At 38.0% G+C, this 20,552-nt stretch carries 20 protein-coding genes; 8 read left to right on the forward strand and 12 right to left on the reverse strand.

Annotation, left to right across the window (positions count from 1 at the left end; translation table 11 throughout):
• Positions 1-131: 131 nt before the first annotated feature.
• Complete coding sequence (locus P0077_RS02810; RefSeq protein WP_276167651.1) at positions 132-3,116, reverse strand: TonB-dependent receptor; 2,985 nt, start codon at positions 3,114-3,116, stop codon at positions 132-134.
• Between the two features lie 141 nt (positions 3,117-3,257).
• Between P0077_RS02810 and pepT the strand changes: the two genes are divergently transcribed.
• Both pepT and P0077_RS02820 read left to right on the forward strand, forming a co-directional pair.
• The gene (pepT, locus tag P0077_RS02815) at positions 3,258-4,487 is read left to right on the forward strand and encodes a peptidase T (RefSeq protein ID WP_276167652.1); all 1,230 of its coding nucleotides are present in this window, start codon (positions 3,258-3,260) and stop codon (positions 4,485-4,487) included.
• 47 nt (positions 4,488-4,534) lie between these two features.
• The gene (locus tag P0077_RS02820; protein ID WP_276167653.1) at positions 4,535-5,134 is read left to right on the forward strand and encodes a YdeI/OmpD-associated family protein; all 600 of its coding nucleotides are present in this window, start codon (positions 4,535-4,537) and stop codon (positions 5,132-5,134) included.
• Between the two features lie 48 nt (positions 5,135-5,182).
• On the opposite strand, the gene P0077_RS02825 is transcribed toward P0077_RS02820, so the two are convergent.
• From P0077_RS02825 to nusB, 4 genes are all read right to left on the reverse strand, one after another.
• Positions 5,183-6,532, reverse strand: coding sequence for a Gfo/Idh/MocA family protein (locus P0077_RS02825; protein WP_276167654.1), 1,350 nt, complete (start codon positions 6,530-6,532; stop codon positions 5,183-5,185).
• A gap of 110 nt (positions 6,533-6,642) precedes the next feature.
• Positions 6,643-6,930: a preprotein translocase subunit YajC gene (gene yajC / locus P0077_RS02830; RefSeq protein ID WP_276167655.1), complete on the reverse strand. Its 288-nt coding sequence runs from the start codon at positions 6,928-6,930 to the stop codon at positions 6,643-6,645.
• 22 nt (positions 6,931-6,952) lie between these two features.
• Positions 6,953-7,423 carry a DUF1573 domain-containing protein gene (locus P0077_RS02835; protein ID WP_276167656.1) on the reverse strand — a complete coding sequence of 157 codons (471 nt, stop codon included), beginning with the start codon at positions 7,421-7,423 and terminating at the stop codon, positions 6,953-6,955.
• Between the two features lie 39 nt (positions 7,424-7,462).
• Positions 7,463-8,410 (reverse strand): transcription antitermination factor NusB, encoded by a 948-nt coding sequence (gene nusB / locus P0077_RS02840; protein WP_276167657.1) that lies wholly within the window; start codon positions 8,408-8,410, stop codon positions 7,463-7,465.
• A gap of 322 nt (positions 8,411-8,732) precedes the next feature.
• Here nusB and P0077_RS02845 point away from each other — a divergent pair, with 322 nt between their 5' ends.
• Positions 8,733-10,487, forward strand: a complete 1,755-nt coding sequence (locus P0077_RS02845; protein WP_276167658.1) for an ABC transporter ATP-binding protein — start codon at positions 8,733-8,735, stop codon at positions 10,485-10,487.
• Between the two features lie 73 nt (positions 10,488-10,560).
• The gene (locus P0077_RS02850) at positions 10,561-10,947 is read left to right on the forward strand and encodes a PUR family DNA/RNA-binding protein (protein WP_276167659.1); all 387 of its coding nucleotides are present in this window, start codon (positions 10,561-10,563) and stop codon (positions 10,945-10,947) included.
• A 78-nt stretch (positions 10,948-11,025) separates the two neighbouring features.
• On the opposite strand, the gene P0077_RS02855 is transcribed toward P0077_RS02850, so the two are convergent.
• Genes P0077_RS02855 through P0077_RS02865 form a run of 3 tightly spaced genes read right to left on the reverse strand, consistent with a single transcriptional unit; the run spans position 11,026 to position 13,329 of the window.
• On the reverse strand, positions 11,026-12,069 hold the full coding sequence (locus tag P0077_RS02855) for a 1-acyl-sn-glycerol-3-phosphate acyltransferase (protein ID WP_276167660.1): 1,044 nt from the start codon (positions 12,067-12,069) through the stop codon (positions 11,026-11,028).
• Complete coding sequence (locus P0077_RS02860; protein ID WP_276167661.1) at positions 12,066-12,986, reverse strand: bile acid:sodium symporter family protein; 921 nt, start codon at positions 12,984-12,986, stop codon at positions 12,066-12,068. The genes P0077_RS02855 and P0077_RS02860 overlap by 4 nt, the downstream gene beginning before the upstream one ends.
• 4 nt (positions 12,987-12,990) lie before the next feature.
• Complete coding sequence (locus P0077_RS02865) at positions 12,991-13,329, reverse strand: tRNA-binding protein (protein ID WP_276167662.1); 339 nt, start codon at positions 13,327-13,329, stop codon at positions 12,991-12,993.
• 115 nt (positions 13,330-13,444) lie between these two features.
• Here P0077_RS02865 and P0077_RS02870 point away from each other — a divergent pair, with 115 nt between their 5' ends.
• Positions 13,445-14,002, forward strand: a complete 558-nt coding sequence (locus tag P0077_RS02870) for a thioredoxin family protein (protein ID WP_276167663.1) — start codon at positions 13,445-13,447, stop codon at positions 14,000-14,002.
• Between the two features lie 2 nt (positions 14,003-14,004).
• On the opposite strand, the gene P0077_RS02875 is transcribed toward P0077_RS02870, so the two are convergent.
• Positions 14,005-14,547 (reverse strand): YfiT family bacillithiol transferase, encoded by a 543-nt coding sequence (locus tag P0077_RS02875; protein ID WP_276167664.1) that lies wholly within the window; start codon positions 14,545-14,547, stop codon positions 14,005-14,007.
• A gap of 109 nt (positions 14,548-14,656) precedes the next feature.
• On the opposite strand from P0077_RS02875, the gene P0077_RS02880 reads away from it, so the two are divergent.
• Positions 14,657-15,295 (forward strand): peroxiredoxin, encoded by a 639-nt coding sequence (locus P0077_RS02880; RefSeq protein WP_276167665.1) that lies wholly within the window; start codon positions 14,657-14,659, stop codon positions 15,293-15,295.
• Positions 15,296-15,611: 316 nt separating this feature from the next.
• Entirely contained in the window at positions 15,612-15,806 is a 195-nt protein-coding gene (locus tag P0077_RS02885) for a cold-shock protein (RefSeq protein ID WP_013994176.1), read from the forward strand.
• A gap of 467 nt (positions 15,807-16,273) precedes the next feature.
• Here P0077_RS02885 and P0077_RS02890 read toward each other — a convergent pair whose 3' ends face one another.
• The 3 genes from P0077_RS02890 to P0077_RS02900 all read right to left on the reverse strand — a co-directional run bounded on the left by P0077_RS02890 (position 16,274) and on the right by P0077_RS02900 (position 19,634).
• Positions 16,274-17,206 (reverse strand): peptidylprolyl isomerase, encoded by a 933-nt coding sequence (locus P0077_RS02890; protein WP_276167666.1) that lies wholly within the window; start codon positions 17,204-17,206, stop codon positions 16,274-16,276.
• Positions 17,207-17,370: 164 nt separating this feature from the next.
• A complete protein-coding gene (locus P0077_RS02895) occupies positions 17,371-18,753 on the reverse strand; it encodes a M28 family peptidase (protein ID WP_276167667.1) in 1,383 nt (460 codons plus the stop codon).
• On the reverse strand, positions 18,750-19,634 hold the full coding sequence (locus P0077_RS02900; protein WP_276167668.1) for a PPK2 family polyphosphate kinase: 885 nt from the start codon (positions 19,632-19,634) through the stop codon (positions 18,750-18,752). The genes P0077_RS02895 and P0077_RS02900 overlap by 4 nt, the downstream gene beginning before the upstream one ends.
• Before the next feature lie 198 nt (positions 19,635-19,832).
• Here P0077_RS02900 and P0077_RS02905 point away from each other — a divergent pair, with 198 nt between their 5' ends.
• Entirely contained in the window at positions 19,833-20,519 is a 687-nt protein-coding gene (locus tag P0077_RS02905; protein ID WP_276167669.1) for a hypothetical protein, read from the forward strand.
• The last annotated feature ends 33 nt before the right edge of the window (positions 20,520-20,552 follow it).

Raw genomic sequence — 20,552 nt, forward strand, 5'->3', positions numbered from 1 at the left:
ATTTGATTCCGTTTATATAAACAACAATTTAGGTGAAAAATTATATTTCTTCTGTGTATGACTCTTTTATAGCAAAAAAAAGACCGCCCTTCCGGACGGTCTTTCTCAAATTAATTTAAATTCTTACTGCTTTATTTAAGCGTAAAATTCACTCTAGCAAACAAGAATCGGCCACCTATGCCAAATTGTTGTGCTCTACGAGACCAATCAAAACGTCCAGAACTTCTATTATTAAAGGCTTCTTCCGCCCTGTCCGGATAAATATCAAACAAGTTGTTCGCCCCCAGTGTAAGCGTTAAAGCATCTGTTGCCTTATATCCTATGGAAAGGTCAGTTACCACTTTAGTGCCAAAAACCTGCTGATTTTCCACAACCGTAGTAGCTTCGGTTACTTCACCAAAATATACATTTCTCAAGAACATAATCCATTTGTCAGACGTAAGACTATTAGAAAGATTAAGCTTTGTACGGGGTACGGCCTCTTCTAAATACACTCTACTATCTTCTGGAAAATACGTATCTACCAGACCGGCATTTTCCAATACTTCGGAAGAATTAATATCTCCTATTTGGTTGGTTTTTGAAAACGTACCCGCTAGATCGGATTTCAATCTCCACTTATCACTTAAAGTTGCCTGGTGAGTGATAACCACATCCAACCCACGAGATTCTGTGTTAATGGCATTTGCAAAGAAAGAAGCAGCTGTTGCGTTAGCCTGACTCAATAAATTGTCCAATTCCGTTCCTGTACCAGGACCTTCAAACTGACCTGTATAGACTACTCTATCATTGATTTCAACATAATAGCCATCAACAGTAATCGTCAAATTAGCATCAGGAATCTTTGCTGTAAGCCCTAGGCTAACACTGCTGGAAGTTTCTTCTTTTAATTCTGGAATGCCCAAAAGTTTAGCCGCACGACTGTCATTTGCAAAAGTTCCCACCTCTTGAGGATCACCATTCTGATCAAAAATAGTTGATGTAGAATTGAAATTGATCTGATGTAAAGAAGGAGCCCTAAAACCCGTATTGGCAGCACCTCTAATGTTTAAATTATCAGAAATTTTATAACGAGCAGCCAATTTAAAATTGATGGTAGAACCAAAATCGCTATAATCTTCAAAACGTGTGGCGAAACTGGCCAAAAACTTTTCAGAAAAATCTGCTTCTATATCTATATAACCGGCCACACTACTTCTTCCTCTAGACAACTCATTTGTTGGTCCAAAACCTGGGAAAACTTGAGATCCACCCGGTCTAGCACTTCCAAAGAAATCTGTTGGTACACGTATGTCCGAATTTGGGTTTGGAATTGTAGCCCCCTCATCAGTTAATAAAGGGGTGCCAGAATCATCCCTAAGTATATCATCATAAGCATTGTTTATTTTTCCGGTACCATCATACTGGCCATATGAGGCTGGCTCCCCTGCAACTATATCATAGTTTTCTACACGATATTCTGCTCCAAAAGCAACGTTTAGGCCAGACATGGTATCTTCGAAGAAACGAGTCACATCTAAATTGGCCGTATTCTGGGCAAAGGAAAATCCACCCGCATCAAAAGTTGTTGGCGATGAATTCTGCATAGACGCATTAAAGGTGTTACCTATAGTATATAAGAAAGAGTTCTTTCCATAGGTGTTACTTAAATCCACATCCCACTCATTAATCTTTCCTTTAACACCTACAGATAACGACCTATCCTTAATAGCCGAATTAATTTCGGGCAAGAAACCGTTATTATAGGCGGGTGTATATGTTCTACTTTGATTTGGCAAACGATAAAAGCCTGCAGAATTTCCTGTTCTAGAACTGATACCTGCAAAAGAATACACCTCCGTTCCGTTATCATCTAACGGCAAGGAAAAATTGGCAAAGATCCTTCCTCCTCGTAAGGCGGACTGGCCAACCCTCATGTTGTAATCACTCCTTTGTTGATTTCTTTCTGCAAGTTCGGCGTCCGTGACATCATTAGATAGAGGATTATAAAATGTTATGTTCCCATTGCCATCCGTCCTTGTTGGGCTATGCAGTTCAGCTGGCGAGAACCCGCTTATAATATCTCTATCGTTTTGGTCAAAAAAAGATAAGTTTTGAGATAATCTAACTACATCTGCATCTTGCAGATTAGCTATATCCAAATTTTCGCCTAATGCTAATCTCTCAATAGAATTATATGCATTAAAAACACCACCTTCCCACTCTTTCATTCTGCCGTAAGCTTGGCGAACATCAAAATCACCGGAAAGATTCAAGAAACCTCCGTTTTCCCCCAAAGGAACCCCATAACTTGCCGCAATGTTGGTAGTAGCACCATCTACACCACCGGTTTGATCATTGGCATTCTTAGAGAAATTAGCACCACTCGTGACCGTCATATTCAATTCATTTACGCTTTTATTCAATACAATGTTGATTACCCCTGCAATGGCATCGGAACCATATTGTGCGGCCGCTCCATCTCGCAACACTTCAATACGTTGTATTGCTGCTGCCGGTATAGCATTTAAATCCGTACCAACACTACCACGCCCAAAAGTTCCATTAACATTAATAAGGGAAGAGGTATGTCTTCGTTTTCCATTGATCAAGACCAATACCTGATCAGGACCTAGACCACGTAAAGAAGCTGGGTCAACGTGATCCGTACCGTCTGAAATAGTCTGGGTATTGGATGTAAATGAAGGTGCTACATAATTTAATATCTGATTCAGGTTCACCTGAGGCGCAACACTATTCAGCTCCTTCATACTAATAACATCTACCGGAACCGTACTTTCAGTAGCCGTTCTGTTGGGGTTACGAGAACCAACAATAATCACCTCTGAAAGCGCTACCCCAGAAGAAAGTTGTACACTCATTCCTCCAGCCGCAGCGGTCACTTCTTTGGTTTCATAACCAATGTAAGAAACGACCAACTTGTCTCCTACCTCGGCATCAATTGAAAATAAACCATCAAAATCCGTAGTGGAACCTGTAGTTGTTCCCTTTACTACTACCGAGGCTCCAGGTAGGGGGCCACCTTCTTCATCTAACACTGTACCCGTTATTTGAGCACTGGCAATTCCTATGACACTCAAAAAGAGCGCATAGCATAAAAAATACTGCTTTTTCATATTCATAAGTTTGAGTTAATTGTTGAGAAGTTAAGTATTTTTATTTTCATTGTAAGAAAACGACTAAAAATATAATCTTAAAAAAATGTTCTTTAGTAACTAATAAGTCCAATTTTGTACTTTTGATTTAAAAATATATCGATGCAAAATATCATTGACCGCTTTCTTAAATATGTCAAAATAGACACCCAAAGCGACCCCAATTCAAAAACGACCCCGAGTACTGAAAAACAATGGTATTTAGCAGATTTACTGGTTGAAGAACTACTGGAAATAGGAATGGAAGAAGTTTCTATTGACAACAAGGCTTACATCACCGCAACATTGCCCAGCAACATTAACATTGATGTGCCGACCATCGGTTTTATTTCTCATTTTGATACTTCACCCGATTTTTCAGGAACGGATGTGAATCCACAGATTATTGAGAATTATGATGGTAAGGATATTGTCCTGAACCACATGGAGAACATTATTCTCTCTCCTGATTATTTTGAGGATTTATTACAGTACAAAGGTCAAACCTTGATTACTACAGATGGCACTACCCTTCTTGGTGCCGATGATAAGGCCGGGATTACGGAAATTATCACGGCAATGGAATACCTTATCAACCATCCGGAAATAAAACATGGTAAAATTAGAGTAGGTTTTACGCCAGATGAGGAAATTGGTCGTGGAGCTCACCATTTTGATGTTGAAAAGTTTGGTGCCGATTGGGCATACACTATGGACGGAAGCCAAGTTGGCGAACTGGAATACGAAAATTTTAATGCAGCCAGTGCCAAGGTTGTTATTAAAGGTAAAAGTGTACACCCCGGCTATGCTAAAAACAAAATGGTAAATGCCATAAGTATCGCCAGTGAATTTCTTGAAATTTTACCTCCTGAAGAAACCCCACAAAACACTTCGGGCAGAGAAGGTTTTTTTCACGTTCATCATATACAAGGCGAAATTGAGCATGCCGAGTTTGAAATGATCATTCGTGATCACGACAAGTCTTACTTTGAAAACAGAAAACAGCTGCTCCGTGATATTGCGGAAAAATTAAATGACATTCACGGTAATTGTATCGATCTAGAAATAAAAGATCAGTACTTCAACATGCGTGAAAAAGTTGAACCTGTTTTTCACATTGTAGAACTAGCAAAAGAGGCAATGGAAGCCATGCGTGTTACGCCGATCATTAAACCCATACGCGGCGGAACGGATGGTTCACAACTGAGCTATATGGGGCTACCTTGCCCTAATATCTTTGCAGGCGGACACAATTTTCACGGAAAATATGAATATGTTCCTGTGGAAAGCATGATAAAGGCTACTGAGGTAATCATTAAAATATGTGAACTGGCGGCAAAAAAGGCAGAATAGTGTCAAATCCTTATCTTTAGGAAAGAAACTCTAAAAAAACCAAGTTCATGGATGCATCCAAAAAGGTAGCAGCCTATTATGGCAATGAACATCATTTTAAAAATGGTATTGCACAGTTACGCAAATTGGCGTTACAAACCGAGTTGGTAGAAACTTACAAATGGAGCATTCCAACATACACTATTAATGAGAAGAATGTTCTTGCCATTTGTAAGTTCAAAAAACATTTTGGAATCTGGTTTTTTAACGGTGTCTTTTTAAGCGATTCCGAAAACCTATTGGAAAATGCCCAAGAGGGAAAAACCCAAGCCATGCGCCATTGGAAGTTTTATTCCGAAGACGATATCAATGCCATGAAAGTTTCAGCATATATTAATGAGGCGATTGAAAACCAGAAAAAAGGTCTTACGTTAATTAAAAGTTCAAAAAAGAAAGTAACGAATGTGATTCTCCCCCTAGAGTTGAAAGAAGCTTTTAAAACACAGCAAAAAGCTAAAAGTGCTTTCAAAGAACTATCGCCTTACAAACAAAAAGAATACGTAGAATATATTGCCAGTGCTAAACGCAAGACCACAAAGCTAAATCGTTTAGAGAAAATCTTACCCATGATTATTGAAGGTAAGGGACTGAATGATGTGTATAGATAAAAAAGCTCCCAAAGCCCTGTTTAATATGGGTTTGGGAGCATTATATTTTTAAAGCATTGGAAGTTCCCAGCCGTTTTGGTAGTTGGAGGTAATTAGCTTGTTCGCTTCTTCTTCCTTAAATTTTCCTGCAGCGTCATCCCAATAGATACGATTGCCGGTTTTAAAAGCAACATTACCCATATGCGATACCATAGCAGCATCGTAACCTACTTTTATAGGCGCGTTTAGTTTGGAGTTGTCCCGGCTTTTTACGGCGTCAATAAAGTTTGCCGTATGTAGATCGAGTCCGCTTGCTTCGCCTTTATTGTATGAAACAGCTTCTATTTTTGGTGTTCCCTTTTTACCCCAACCTGCAAACTCTTCTTCTGGTATTACTTCCCAACCGTTGCGATCTACTACTAAGGTGCCATTGTTACCTATAAAAGCGATACCGTGGTTACGTCCATAATTTCCGCCGTCAATTCCTGTGGCGTGCTCCCAAAGGATTGAAAATTTATCATATTCAAAAACCGTCTGTAATGTATCCGGAGTTTCGGAAGCATCATTTGGGTACGCAAACTTTCCGCCCAGCGCCATTACCGATTTTGGGTTTCCTGCTTTCATTCCGTATAAAGCGTAATCCAATAAATGCACGCCCCAATCAGTCATTAATCCACCTGCATAATCCCAAAACCACCTAAAATTAAAATGAAATCGGTTTGCGTTAAAAGCCCGTTCTGGAGCCGGACCTAACCACATTTTATAATCTACTCCTTCCGGAGCAGCTGAATCCGCAACAACCGGAACCGGTTTCATCCAACCTTGATAAGCCCATGCTTTTGCCAGTCTAATGCTTCCCAGTTTTCCGGAATGCACAAAATTAATGGCATCCACAAAGTGAGGTTGACTACGTTGCCATTGCCCCACCTGAACCATACGGTCACTGGAACTCGCATAGTTTAACATGATATTTGCCTCCTGAATAGAGTTTGCTATGGGTTTCTCGCAATACACATCTTTACCTGCCGTAAGTGCATCCGTCAATTGTAAACAGTGCCAATGATCGGGCGTACCAATTATGACCACATCAATATCCTTATTTTCCAGTAGCTTGCGATAATCACGGTACCACATAGGCTTTTTTACGCCCGCTTTTTCCAAATCTGCTGTTCTTGCTTTTAGCACGGCCTCATCTACATCACATAATGCCATTACACTGATCTCGCTCATTTTAAGCATTGAGGTCAGGTCACTAAAACCCATACCCTTACAACCAATAAGCCCAACATTAATTTGGTCATTGGGACCTACCTTTTTGCGCATGCTAGCCAAAAGCTCCATAGGAAATAAAAATGCGGCACTTGAGCCTGCCAGGGCCAATGAACTTTTCTTGATAAAGTTTCTTCTATTATGGTACATTGTTCAAGTTGTTTTATTGAGAACATGAATATACTAATTTAGGCTAGCACAAGACCAAAAAAAACACCGCTAGTTCGTAGCGGTGTTTTTCATATACTTAAAATGTGTTTTTACTTCTTTTCGGGAGCGTTTAATTTTTTGCTCATTTCCATTGAAATGGAGGAACGATCAAACTTTAACTTACCTGCCATGGTCTCTAATATGCAAGAAAAATCATTGTCATTTAATTCCATGATCTTTCCGTGCAAACCACTTTTTGTAATTACCCTATCGCCTCTTTTTAATTCAGCTGCGAATTTTTTTTCATCCTTTTGACGTTTCATTTGTGGACGTATCATAAAGAAGTACGCAACCACAAAAATCAATATCATTGGAAGAAACTGTCCTATATCACCCATGTTTTTTGTCTCTGATCTGTTATTATTTTGTTGGTCCTACTGGAGCAGCTCCTTTAGGATTAACAAAAGCCTTAATACGTAATTGCTCAGTACCTTTTTCAGTATTGGCGTTTACGGTAATAGTTTTAGTTACTTGGTTTTGACCTGATCCGTTAAACTTAACAACCAACTCACCTGTTTCACCTGGTGCGATAGGGTCTTTTGGTGGATTTGGTACTGTACAACCACATGAACTGGTAGCATTTGTAATGATCAAAGGTGCATTACCCGTATTGGTAAAAGTAAAAATAGTTTCTTGAGGGGTACCTTGTTCTATAGTTCCAAAATCATGCTCCGCTTTTGCGAACTCCATTACCGGAACTTGCTTACCAGCTTCATCACGCTGAGCAGCTTCGGCAACATTATCGGATTTTACTTTACTTGACGCATTTTCTTTACACGATACGAACGCCAAAAGCGAACATATACTTAAGGCAAAAAATGTTTTTCTCATAACTCTAACTTTAATTTGGGGTAAAATTAATCATTTATTTTAAATGAGCCCTCTGCCCATTTTATTCAGCTTTCCTTCCTTTTTGTAATCTTTTACTAAATTATCTAGAATGCCGTTGATAAAAATACTGCTTTTAGGAGTAGAATATTCTTTTGCAATCTCTAAAAATTCGTTAATAGTTACCTTTTCTGGTATGGAAGGGAAGTTCAGTAGTTCGCAAATGGCCATTTTTAATAAAATAGCATCCATATCCGCAATTCGGTCTTTATCCCAATTTGGAGTTTTCCCTTCAATTTCCTTAGTGAGTTCACCATCTTTCAACAAGGTTTTTCTAAGAAGTTTCTTTGCAAACTCCATATCCTCCTTATCCTTTAATAACCGAGGCAAGAAAAACGAAGTGGACTGATCGTTCTTCACCTTTTTAAGCTGTTTTAAAATATAGGTGTTTACAATAGGAATATCATCTACCCAAGTAAGGTTGTTATCTTCAAAATAGTCGTAGATTTTTTCATCTGGCGCAATAACCTCTCTGAACAAAGTAATGATGAGCTCTTTGTCTTTTGCATAAGTACTGCCTTCTACAGACATATACTCTTGGTAGGCAGTGCTTTTAACGATGTTGTTGTAAATAATTTTTACATACTCTTCGTTCAAATACCAATTATCTAGCTTTCTCTTTTTAAGCTCAGCTTTTAAGGGCTCATTATGCACCAATTGCAGCAATAGCTTATTGTTAACGAACTTTGCCTGATCCGGAAAATTATCCGAAGCCGTAGCCAAATACTTTTTTGAAGAAATCCTTAATTGGTCCGACCCTCTTTGCTGAATCTCTATCATCAAGCTCAGCATTAAAAGATAAAGGGTATACATATTATCTATGCTAAACCGTAGAAATTTTTCTTGTTTCTCTAAAGATTCGTCTTTAGATTGGGTAATGGCATAAATACACTGCATTACTTTTACCCGTATATGTCTTCGTGTTAGCATTTTAAAGAACTTTTTTGGAATAGTATTGGTTTGACTTTCACGACGCAAAAATAAGAATAAAGCCCAAAAGACTACTATACTAAACGACGAAACACCAACAACATTTCACTTTAATCATTAAATACTCTTGCAAGGCCTTGTTTTTAAGCTTCTTGAAAGATTTAAAATATAAAAACTTACCGTAAATTTAACGTTTAAGATTCTCCATATAGATTTGATATTAATTTGTAGCAACACTACATCTTATAGTATTTATAACATATGGTTTATACCCAAACCCCTATCTTTGACCAATTAAATATAGCCTTAGTATATACCTTTCATGAAGGAACTTGCACACCTAAATAAGTACTTTAAAAAATATTGGTCTAAATTATTGATCGGGTTGTTCATAACAATTATTGCACGTGTGCTACAACTGGTTATGCCTAGATATGTAAAAGAATCGATTATGGTAATCGAAAATTTTATGGATGGGCAAGTGGAAGAATCGGCCGCTAAGGGCCTTCTCCTAGAGTACATTTTAATAATTGTAGGAGCTGCTCTGCTATCTGGCTTTTTCACCTTTCTCATGCGCCAGACCATAATCAATGTCTCTAGGTATATTGAGTATGACCTTAAAAATGAAATCTTTGACCATTATCAATTTCTAAGCCTAAATTTCTACAAGAAAAATAGAACAGGAGATTTAATGAATCGTATTAGTGAAGACGTAAATCAGGTTCGTATGTATGCTGGGCCCGCTTTAATGTACGGCATAAATACCATTACTTTATTCGCCTGCATAATTCCCATTATGTTTATGACCGCCCCAACATTAGCGGCATACACATTAATTCCTCTACCTATTCTATCTGTTCTTATCTATTATATAAGTAAGGTAATCCATGAGCGCAGCACTATTGTACAACAATACCTTTCTAACCTATCTACCTTTACACAAGAAATATTTTCCGGTGTTTCCGTTATTAAAGCATACGCCTTGGAACCACAGACCAATAGTGATTTGAGCGCTTTGGCGGTAGAAGGAAAAGATAAGAGTATGGATTTGGCCAAGGTGAACGCTTGGTTCTTTCCTCTAATGATATTACTTATAGGGATCAGTAACATTTTTGTTATCTACATTGGTGGAAAACAGTATATAAATGGAGAAATAGAATCTTCTGGTGTTATTGCCGAATTTGTACTTTATGTGAATATGCTTACTTGGCCTGTGGCAATTATTGGCTGGTTGACCTCCATCGTACAACGCGCTGAAGCCTCACAAAAACGTATAAACGAATTCTTGAACGAAACCCCGGATATTAGGAACACCGTTCTGGAAGAAACACCAGTTAAAGGGAAAATAGAATTTAAGAACGTAACCTTCACCTATGAGGATACTGAAATAACGGCCCTAAAAAACATCTCATTTACCATACACGAAGGGGAAACCGTTGCTATTCTAGGTAAGACCGGTTCTGGAAAATCAACCATTTTAGACCTGATCGCCAGATTGTATGACGTTACGTCCGGTGAAATATTAATAGATGGCACCCCAATAAAAGAGTTGAATATTGATAGTTTAAGGAAAGCCATTGGTGCCGTACCACAGGATGCCTTTTTATTCTCGGACTCCATTAAAAGCAATATAAAGTTCGGCAAGGAAAATGCTTCGGACGAAGAAGTTGTAGAAGCTGCAAAGAACGCAGTAGTACATGAAAACATAATGGGATTTCAAAAAGAATATGAAACCGTTCTGGGCGAAAGGGGAATTACACTCAGTGGAGGGCAAAAACAACGGGTATCCATAGCTAGGGCTTTGCTAAAAAAACCAGAAGTTTACCTGTTTGATGATTGCTTATCTGCCGTTGACACAGAAACCGAAGAGGAGATTTTAAACAACCTTAAAAAAGCCTCCAAAAACCGCACCACACTTATAGTTAGCCATAGGGTATCATCTGCAAAAAACGCCGATAAAGTATTGGTCTTATCCAATGGGGAACTTCTCCAAGAAGGTAACCACACTGATTTAAACAGTGTTGAAGGATATTACAAAGATTTGTACTACACGCAACTGTCAGAGAAAGAAAACTGAAAAATTGTTGCCGTATTGGCTTTTTTTTTACATTTTTGAAAGATTAACAACTATTAACTACACTATAAACGCGATGAACGAAAAAGATTCAATGGACCAGGAGGAAATTCATTCCAAAGTTTTACGGGCAGGTAGGCGCACGTATTTCTTTGATGTACGAAGTACCAAGGCAGGCGATTACTATCTAACCATTACCGAGAGTAAAAAATTTACTCATGACGATGGTTCTTTCCACTACAAAAAACATAAAATTTACCTGTATAAGGAAGATTTTGAAGCCTTTAAGGATAATGTATCGGAAATGATGAATTTTATTATTGAAGAGAAAGGCGCTGAAGTCATCTCTGAACGTCACCAAAAAGACTTTAAGAAAGAAGAGGAAGTAACAACAACTACCAACGGAGAATTAAAATCTACGGAAACCGGTAATTTTACCGATGTTAGTTTTGATGACATCTAAAAGCAAAAACTACTATAGTAAAACGGCCCTTTTCAGGGCCGTTTTTTATTTGCGAAAATTCTTCTTTTAGACCAAAATTTAATTATTCCGAACATACAGCCAATTGTAAAGAAATAAAGCCAGTATAACTATCAACCCAGTAGGGCTATTGCTTAACAACGCCACTACGGTAAATACCAACGCATAGTAAACAGGGTAAGCCAACAAGGCAAACCCAAAACGAAGGGTTCCCATAAATTCCGGTTCCCAAACTTTCGGTTTGGCCCATTTTCGCCATATTAGAAGTAACGGAAAGTTGATCAGTTCAAATACCGCTTTTGCCAATGAATGGAGTATACCCTTTTTCTTAACCACAGCATCAACATTTACAGATGTACTGAGCGTTTCTATAGTTTTATTTGTTTCAAACGGATTGAGGTAATCTGTATTCAAAGCATTTAATTGCCCTGAAATAGAGTTATAAGTACTCTCATCCTCTATATGGGTCGTTAAGTGCTTCAACCTATCCGAGACCATTCCTTTTACCATATTGACCGACCCTTGAACGTCATTGACATCATACAGGGTATTTACCACGATACTCTTATCAAAATAGATGGCCACCCGATCCGGAAAACCCGAGTTACTTCTATAATTAAGACCCACGGGAACAATATGAATATCCGTATCCGCCAATCTATCCACAGCATTGAAAAGAATACGGGTAAACCCCTTACTTAAAGGCCTCACACGACGTTTAATATTATGGTTAGCTTCCGGAAACATTACGATAGCATGTCCATTCCCAAAAATTTCGGCACATTGATCAAATACAGCTTGGTTGTTTTTTAAGGCCTCCCTCCCATCTCTAATTCTATAAATAGGAATCATTCTTAGATAGGCAAAAAACTTCTTTAGGCTAGGCTTCGTAAACACATCCGAACGTGTTAAGAAGAATGGTTTACGATTACAATCTACCGCAATCAATAACACATCTAACAGTGCACTTTGGTGGTTTGGTAAAAAAAGTACAGGCTTGTCCTTAGGTACATTATCCAGCCCTGAAACTTGTATTTTCCCGTAATAAAGATGTAATCCCGTCTTAATCCAGGTTTTCAATAATTGATAGCCTATATTCTTCAAGTCAGTGTTTCGGTTTTAATTGGTTTGTAACTCCAAAAAGCAGCAAGCGTAAGGCCGGATACTAAGTGCCAAATTCCCCAGAAAGCAGCCAATAAAGCCATTCCGCCAAGGCCATCAAAAAAGGAAAAAATTAAGAGCAAGCCCAGTCCAGAATTTTGGATACCCGTTTCTATGGTAATGGAACGTATATTTTTTGGCGACAAGCCCATACATTTGGCGAATGAAAATCCTGTTAAAAAAGCCAATATATTATGTAGGACAACAATCCAGAAAACATACATTACATAATCATAAAATACAACGCGGTTGTTATACAAGGCCAAAAATACCAATAGTATAAAAAAGACCAAGGAAACAACTTTAAGAACTTTACCCATTTTTTTTGCTAAACCAGGTTTTAGGTGATTTACCCATATACCTAAAACCAAAGGCAAACCCAACAATAGGGAAACCAACTGAATCATTTGCAAAGGAGATAAGGCTATTTCTTTTAAAATTTGATGGGTCGGTGGGTATAAACTTCCCCAAAATTGAAGATTTAAAGGTGTAAAAACAACGGCCAACAAGGTTGCCGCTGCCGTTAAACTTACTGACAAAGCCGTATTTCCACCCGCTAAATGCGAGATAAAATTGGAGACGTTTCCCCCAGGACAAGCCGCTACCATTATCATTCCCAAAGCTATACTAGGTATGGGCCTAATACACAAAACCAAGAGAAAAGTTAGAAGAGGTAATAGAATAAATTGAGTAAAAAGCCCCGTAAATATAGGCTTGGGATTCTTAAGAAGCCCTTTAAAGTCAGCTATGGAAATATCTAGGGCTATCCCGAACATTACCAAGGCAAGTGAAATATTCAATACCCATTGCGCTTGGGCGTCAAAATTAAGGGATACGCTATCTAGTAAGTTTTCGGTCAATCAATTATGATATTTTCAGTCCGTTGGCCACAATTGCTTTTGGCTGTAAAAGCTCTACATCTTTGCCATTGACAGCACCCAATATAAGACATTCACTCATAAAGTTAGCTATTTGCTTCTTAGGAAAATTAACGACCGCTACCACTTGCGTTCCCAAAAGCTGTTCTTTAGTATAGAGGGTAGTCACCTGAGCCGACGTTTTTTTAATTCCAATTTCTTCTCCAAAATCAATATGAAGTTGATAAGCAGGGTTTCTTGCTTCTGGAAAATCATCTACTTTTAAAACCGTCCCGACACGCATATCTATTTTTGCAAAATCTTGCCAATTTATCGTCTCGCCCATACTATTCTTAATGTTATTAAACCTCTAATAAAAGTTGAAGGTAAAAATAGATTATGGTTTAGCAAAGACACTCAAAATACTTTTTATAACTTTAATTTCTAAACACAATATAAAAATGGCACGAACACTCAGTAATATGCTCCCGCTTGGTACAACTGCACCAGATTTTAATTTATTGAATACACGAACTGAAGAATACGTTCATCTTAACGAATTAAAGGGAGATAAAGGAACTGTAATTGCTTTTATCTGTAACCACTGCCCTTTTGTAAAACATGTAAATCTGGAAATTGCCCAAATGGCAAAAGATTACCAGGCCAAAGGCATAGGTTTCATCGCTATTTCCAGTAACGATGTTCAAAATTATCCGCAAGATGCGCCGGATCTTATGAAACGGACAGCCACAGAAGAAGGTTACACTTTTCCTTATCTATATGATGAAACACAGGAAGTAGGCAAAAATTATGATGCCGCTTGCACACCGGATTTTTATTTATTCGATACCGATCTAAAACTAGTTTATCGCGGTCAGTTAGACGATTCCAGACCAGGAAACGGCATCCCTGTAACCGGAAAAGATTTACGCAAAGCGCTTGATGCTCTTCTAAAAAATGAAAAAATAGACGAGAATCAAAAACCCAGTATTGGTTGTAACATCAAATGGAAGGGCTAATATTACCAGCCCTTTCTTTCAATTAGATTTAAAATTTGAGCAAAGTGATGTCTTCCATGCCATGCATAGTGACCAATATTCTCATCTAATAGCACTTGGACATTTCCACTGGGATGTGTAAACGTCATTTTTAGTTGAACATTAGAAAGCCCGTTTAGCAAATGAACCAACTTACCGTGAACGGCTTTAAGGTGATCCAAAGACAATTGTATAGGCGCGGTTTTAGTATCAAAAAGCTCTGCCCATGCTTTTTCATCATAAGCTTTTATGACAGGGTTATGCTCTGTAAGAGCCCATTTAAAACGGATGTAGCTGTTATGATGACTGTCCGAAATATGGTGGACAGTTTGTCTTACCGTCCACCCACCGGGCCGGTAAGGTGTTTCTAACTGTTCATCTGTTAAATCCTTAACCAAGTTTTCCAGTTCTTCAGGAATCATTTCAAGTACATGAATCCATTCTTGGATTTGTTCATGGGTTATTTGCTCAGGTTTTTCAAACTTTCCTATGGGATATTTCAGTTGTTCCAATTCTTTCTTTTCCATAGCTTAAAAATAGGAAACTTTAATACATTTTTAACCATAAACGTAAGGTTGTACTAGACTAATCTACTAATTTTATAGGATTACAATTTCAAACCTAAAAAACAAGATAATGGCAACAATAAGATTGGGCGATAAAGCCCCTAATTTTACAGCAGAAAGCTCAATAGGAGAAATTAATTTATATGATTATTTAGGCGATAGCTGGGGAATTCTTTTCTCTCACCCTGCCGATTTTACACCAGTATGTACCACAGAATTAGGTACGGCCGCACAATTTAAGGGCGAATTTGATAAGCGTAATGTAAAAATGATTGCATTGAGTGTTGATGGTGCTGCATCTCATGTAGAGTGGATAAAGGATATTAACGAAGTTCAAAAGACCAATGTAGAATTTCCTATCATAGCAGATGAAGATCGCAAGGTTTCCGACCTGTATGACATGATACATCCAAAAGCAGACAGTACTTTAACCGTACGCTCAGTTTTCATTATTGCACCGGATAGAACGGTAAAGTTAATGTTGACCTACCCTGCTTCTACAGGACGTAATTTTTACGAATTGCTACGAGTTATAGATTCTCTGCAACTTACAGCCAATCACAAAGTAGCAACACCAGCTAACTGGAAAAATGGCGAAGATGTTGTAGTGAGCCCAGCAATTTCTACGGAAGATGCTAAGACCATATTCAGTAAAGGTGTGGAAGAAGTAAAACCGTATTTACGTATGACACCAGACCCAACTGTATAAGGTCTGCTTAATTAATTATAAAGCCATCTATTTCATACACAATAGATGGCTTTATAATTTCTAAAATTCTTACAAAAGAAAATTACCGATAAGTAAGTTTTTAAATATTTGCTTGCCACTTCCTTTAGAAAAAGTATTTCTAAAAATTAAGGAGAATTCTCTAAAAAACTCAAACAAAAGTGGTTAAACAACTTAGGTTGGGAGTAAAAACGGTTCGCATAACTCTCAGGTAAAGTAAAGATAACTTAGTAAAAATCATTGATTTAATTTTTTATAGTTATATTTGCGCCATAATTTAATTTAATTTTTTTGTATTATGAGTAAAGGAACAGTAAAATTCTTCAATGATTCCAAAGGTTACGGATTTATCACTGAAGATGGTTCAAGCGAAGATCACTTTGTACACATTTCTGGTTTGATCGATGAAATTCGTGAAGGTGACGTTGTAGAATTTGAGCTACAACAAGGTAAAAAAGGACTGAACGCGGTAAATGTGAAAGTAGTAGACTAAGAAAGACGCATAAACTTTTTTTATACAAAAGCCCCGTTACCATTGGTAACGGGGCTTTTTTTGTTAACTGTAAGAGATAAATCAATAAAGTAATATTTTTCGTACATTTACTATTGAGTTTTTGACGCAACCCTTTTTACTTTTCTGCGTCTACTAAAAAACTAGGTTTTCCCCAATTAACCAAACAATAGAATATGCTTACTTTTTTTGGTATTGTTTTCGTATTGCTCGTAGTAAATATTGTTTTGCTAATTGTGAGCACAGATAGAGCTAAGAACTCCCGATAAAATAGTATTGGGTAGATTGTTAATGCTGTAGGCGAGTGGCCAAAACCACTCTGCCAAGGGTTGCTTTTGTTTGTTTGAACAAAAATTACTGCAATCCCAATCAATTTCAACATATATATCCAAGAACAGAAAAGCCCTAACATTTCTGTTAAGGCTTCTTCATAGTATTAATGTATACTTTTATTTCACTCCCATCAATTCAACATCAAATAATAGGGTAGCATTTGGAGGAATTACACCACCTGCACCAGCGCTACCATATCCTAAATTAGATGGTATAACCAATCTTGCCTTATCTCCTACCTGCAACAGTTGGATTCCTTCATCCCAACCTGGAATTACCTGACCAACACCTAATTGAAAATCAATAGGTTGATTACGCTTGTAAGAAGAATCAAAAACCTGACCGTTCAATAAAGAACCTTCATAATGAACTGATACGGTTTGACCTTTTTCCGCCTGTGCACCACTTCCTTTTTGAATCATTTTATATCTAAGACCACTTTCTGTCTCATCAAAACCAGCTGCTATTTTATCCAATTCCGCTGCTTGCTTCGCTTTTTCCTCTGCTAGGCGCGCTTCTTTAGAACTTTTGAACTTTTCAAAACTAGCAAGCGCATCCCAGTTTTGGGCCTCATCACCCACACGAATAATTTCAACACTTTTAATCAAATCTCCTTGAGCAATAGCATCTACCACTTCCTGACCGCTTTCTACCTTTCCAAAAACCGTGTGCTTATTGTCTAACCATGGCGTTGGTACATGAGTTATAAAGAACTGGCTCCCGTTAGTACCAGGACCGGCATTTGCCATAGAAAGGACACCTGGCTCAGAGTGATTTAGATCTGGATGAAACTCATCATCAAACTTATATCCGGCATCACCCGTACCTGTACCTTGAGGACATCCGCCCTGTACCATAAAATCTGGAATTACCCTATGAAATTTTAGTCCGTCATAATAAGGCTCTCCCGCAGCTTTTGCAGTATTATCTTGTTTTCCTTCGGCAAGGGCAACAAAGTTACCTACCGTACCCGGAGTTTTATCGTGAGTAAGTTTAACTACTATCTCACCTTTGTCCGTATTGAATTTTGCGTAGATTCCGTCTTGCATTTTTCATTTTTTTAATGAGCCGCAAAGATAAGCAAATTTGTTCGGAATTCTTAGTTACAAACCTCCTCCCCAACAAACTCTAAAATCCCTAGATAGAAGTAAAAAAAAGAGTCTTCTCCTACTAAGAAAAGACGCTTTATCCATATTAAAGCAGTATTCAACAACTACTTTACAATTCCATATTTATCAAATAAATAAATTAAACTGGCCATACTAGCCGCACCCAGTTCCAACTCTCGTTTATTAACATGCTCAAAAGTATCATTCTCCGCATGGTGATGCACAAAATATCTTTGGGAATCGGGCCTTAGACCGGCCAAGACCATTTCACTATTTTTCAACGGGCGAATATCGGCCCCACTATATCCTTTTTCAAAAAGATGAATGTAATAGGGCTCAAACAGACTTTTCCAGCTATGTACTTGCTTCAAATTTTCCTCCGAACAATCAAAAGAGAATCCGCGGGGTGTAAAACCTCCCGCATCACTCTCCAGAGCAAAAACATGCTTTTCTTTTTTATTACTAGCCACTTCAGCATACTTATTACCACCTCTTAAGCCATTCTCTTCGTTCATAAACAAAACTGCACGAATGGTTCTTTTAGGTTTATATCCTGTTGTTTTTAATAAACGAAGCACATCCATACTTTGTACGCAACCGGCTCCATCATCATGGGAGCCGTCACCCAAGTCCCAAGAGTCAAGATGGCCTCCTACAACCATTATCTCGTTTGGAAACTCACTCCCCTTAATTTCGCCAATGACATTAAAAGATTCAACATCATCAAACTGTTTGCAATTTTGCTTGAAATAGAACTGAACATCAGCGTTCAATTTTAGAGTTGTACTTAGCAGGTCAGCTCCTTTTGTACTTATGGCTGCAGCTGGAATTCTCTTGGAAACCGGTGTATCTCCATAACCCATTGAACCTGTATGCGGATAATCATCTAACCGTAAATTCAATGACCGAACGATAACACCAACAGCTCCATATTTAGCTGCCTCTTCAGCACCGGAATAACGTTGATCAACGCAACCCGTATATGACGCAAACGTGCTGATCAGAGTTGGATCCATAGGTCTGTTATAAAAAACGATTTTCCCTTCAATATTTTCCTTACCTAACTTTTCTAAATCCTCAATGCCCTGTACTTCTATGAGCCCCGCTTTTAATCCTCCCAGAGGAGTGGCCACCGAACCTCCCAATGCGCAAATAGGAACATTAGTAGATAATCCCGGACTTGTTTCAAAGTATGCAAATTCCGGTGTTCCACGGACCCATTTTGGCACCATCACCGGTTGTAGATATACCCGGTCAAGGCCCAAAGAATCTAATTGTTTTTTGGTATAATCGACTGCCAATTGAGCCTGAACGCTACCCGATAACCTTCCGCCAATTTGGTTGGAGAGGTAATTTAGCCAATCATAAGCCTTACCGTTTGTAAGCGCTTGATCATATATTTTCTTAAGTTGCTTCTCATCTTCACTTTGGGCACAGACATTTATGCTTAGCCCTATACTCATCAACAGTAGGATTACTTTCTTCATTCTCCTTCTTTTTCCAATTGTTCTTTATACATTTCCAAGTTGGCCTTTATTTTATCATCAAGTTCAGGCTCTTTAATATCCTTGTACTTTTTAAGCTCCTCCAATAACACGGAAGCAACAATAACACGTGCCGCCTTTTTATTATCCGCAGGCACTACATACCACGGTGCATGTGGTTTAGAAGTCACGTTAATAGCCTCTTGATAGCACTTTTGATACGTGTCCCACAGTTTGCGTTCTTTAAGGTCACCAGGAGAGAACTTCCAATTTTTACGCTTTAATGCCAAGCGCCTTAATAATCGTAAACGCTGCTCTTCTTTTGATAAATGAAGAAAAAATTTGAATATAATTGTTCCGTTCTCGGCAATGTGACGCTCAAAATTATTGATTTGCTCAAAGCGTTTATCCCAGAATTTCTGATCTATATCCGCAGTTGAATGAATACCCGGTATATGTTCACCCATTATATATTCAGGATGTACACGGGTTACCAAAACATTTTCATAATGGGTCCTATTGAATACACCAAACTTTCCTTTGGCCGGTAACGCAATATAATGGCGCCACAAATAATCATGACCTAACTCTAGTTCCGTAGGCACCTTAAAACTATGCACAACTACGCCACGGGCATTAAAATCCTTAAATACTTCACGAATTAGACTGTCCTTACCCGCAGTATCCATACCCTGAATACAAATAAGAACACTATATTTTCCGTGTGCGTACAGCGTATCTTGAAAGTCTCCTAACTCTTCACGGATGTTCTCTAAATCCTTTTTCAACTGTTTATCTGTAGCACCAAAATCTTCTTTGGTGGGACATTTTGAAAGTTCAATGTCCGAATTGACCCTAAATGAGGTTATTTCTTTTCTGTCCATAGGCTGAATATAAAACTATTTTATCGTTGAACGGTCGCAAATGTTAAAAAAAATGACCGTTTGGCAACAGAACTATCCGGTTTATCCAAAATTGATAACCAAGCAGGTCGTCCATCGAAAAAACTACATCTTAACGACCTGATGTACTTAACTTTACATTGTAATAATCCCAAATTTTACGACAACAAAACTTACTAAATGAAGTTATTTTACTTTATACAATTTACATTCATTTTTTACTGTTCCTCCTCTTTTGGAGCGGTTCAAGATTGTGACTATGCCAACTCCAATATAGGTTACGTTAAGAATCAAACTAAGAAAGCTCTTTCCATGAAAGACTTGCAAATGGCTAGGTTCTATACATTTAAAGCCTTAAACGCACTGGAAAAATCTAGATTAAAAATTGAAGATTGTGGTTGTGAATATGCCTTAGATAGTGCCTTAGAAAATATTGAATACTTGAAAAACGCCACCAAGGCCACCTCAATTGCCGGTACTAGAATTTTATTGAACAAAGCTCTCCAATACAGTAAAGAAAGTCTAGAAGCTATTACCAACCATGATGAGCATGGCAGTATCTACGGGTCTAATAATTTAGTTATGAATGTTGCGAGCCCGGAACCAGAGCATACCATGGCTTTTCTAGATAATGCTAAAATACAAGAGAAAATAGACACCTCATTACTAAAGTACAAAAATTCATTGGACAAAGTTATCAATACAGTAGATTGCGTTGAAGCCAAAGCATTTGCTCAAAATATCTATGAAAATTGTGAGCAAGAGCTTTTAAAACCACATCTATCCGAAAGTAAAAAATACTACAACCTAAAAACCAAGCAAATTACGGCTAAGGCCCTTGAGCGACTAAAAAATTGCCAAAATTAATTCGTGCTATTTCTTAAAATAAGCGTACTACCT

This window comes from Zobellia alginiliquefaciens, assembly GCF_029323795.1.
Lineage (GTDB): Bacteria > Bacteroidota > Bacteroidia > Flavobacteriales > Flavobacteriaceae > Zobellia > Zobellia alginiliquefaciens.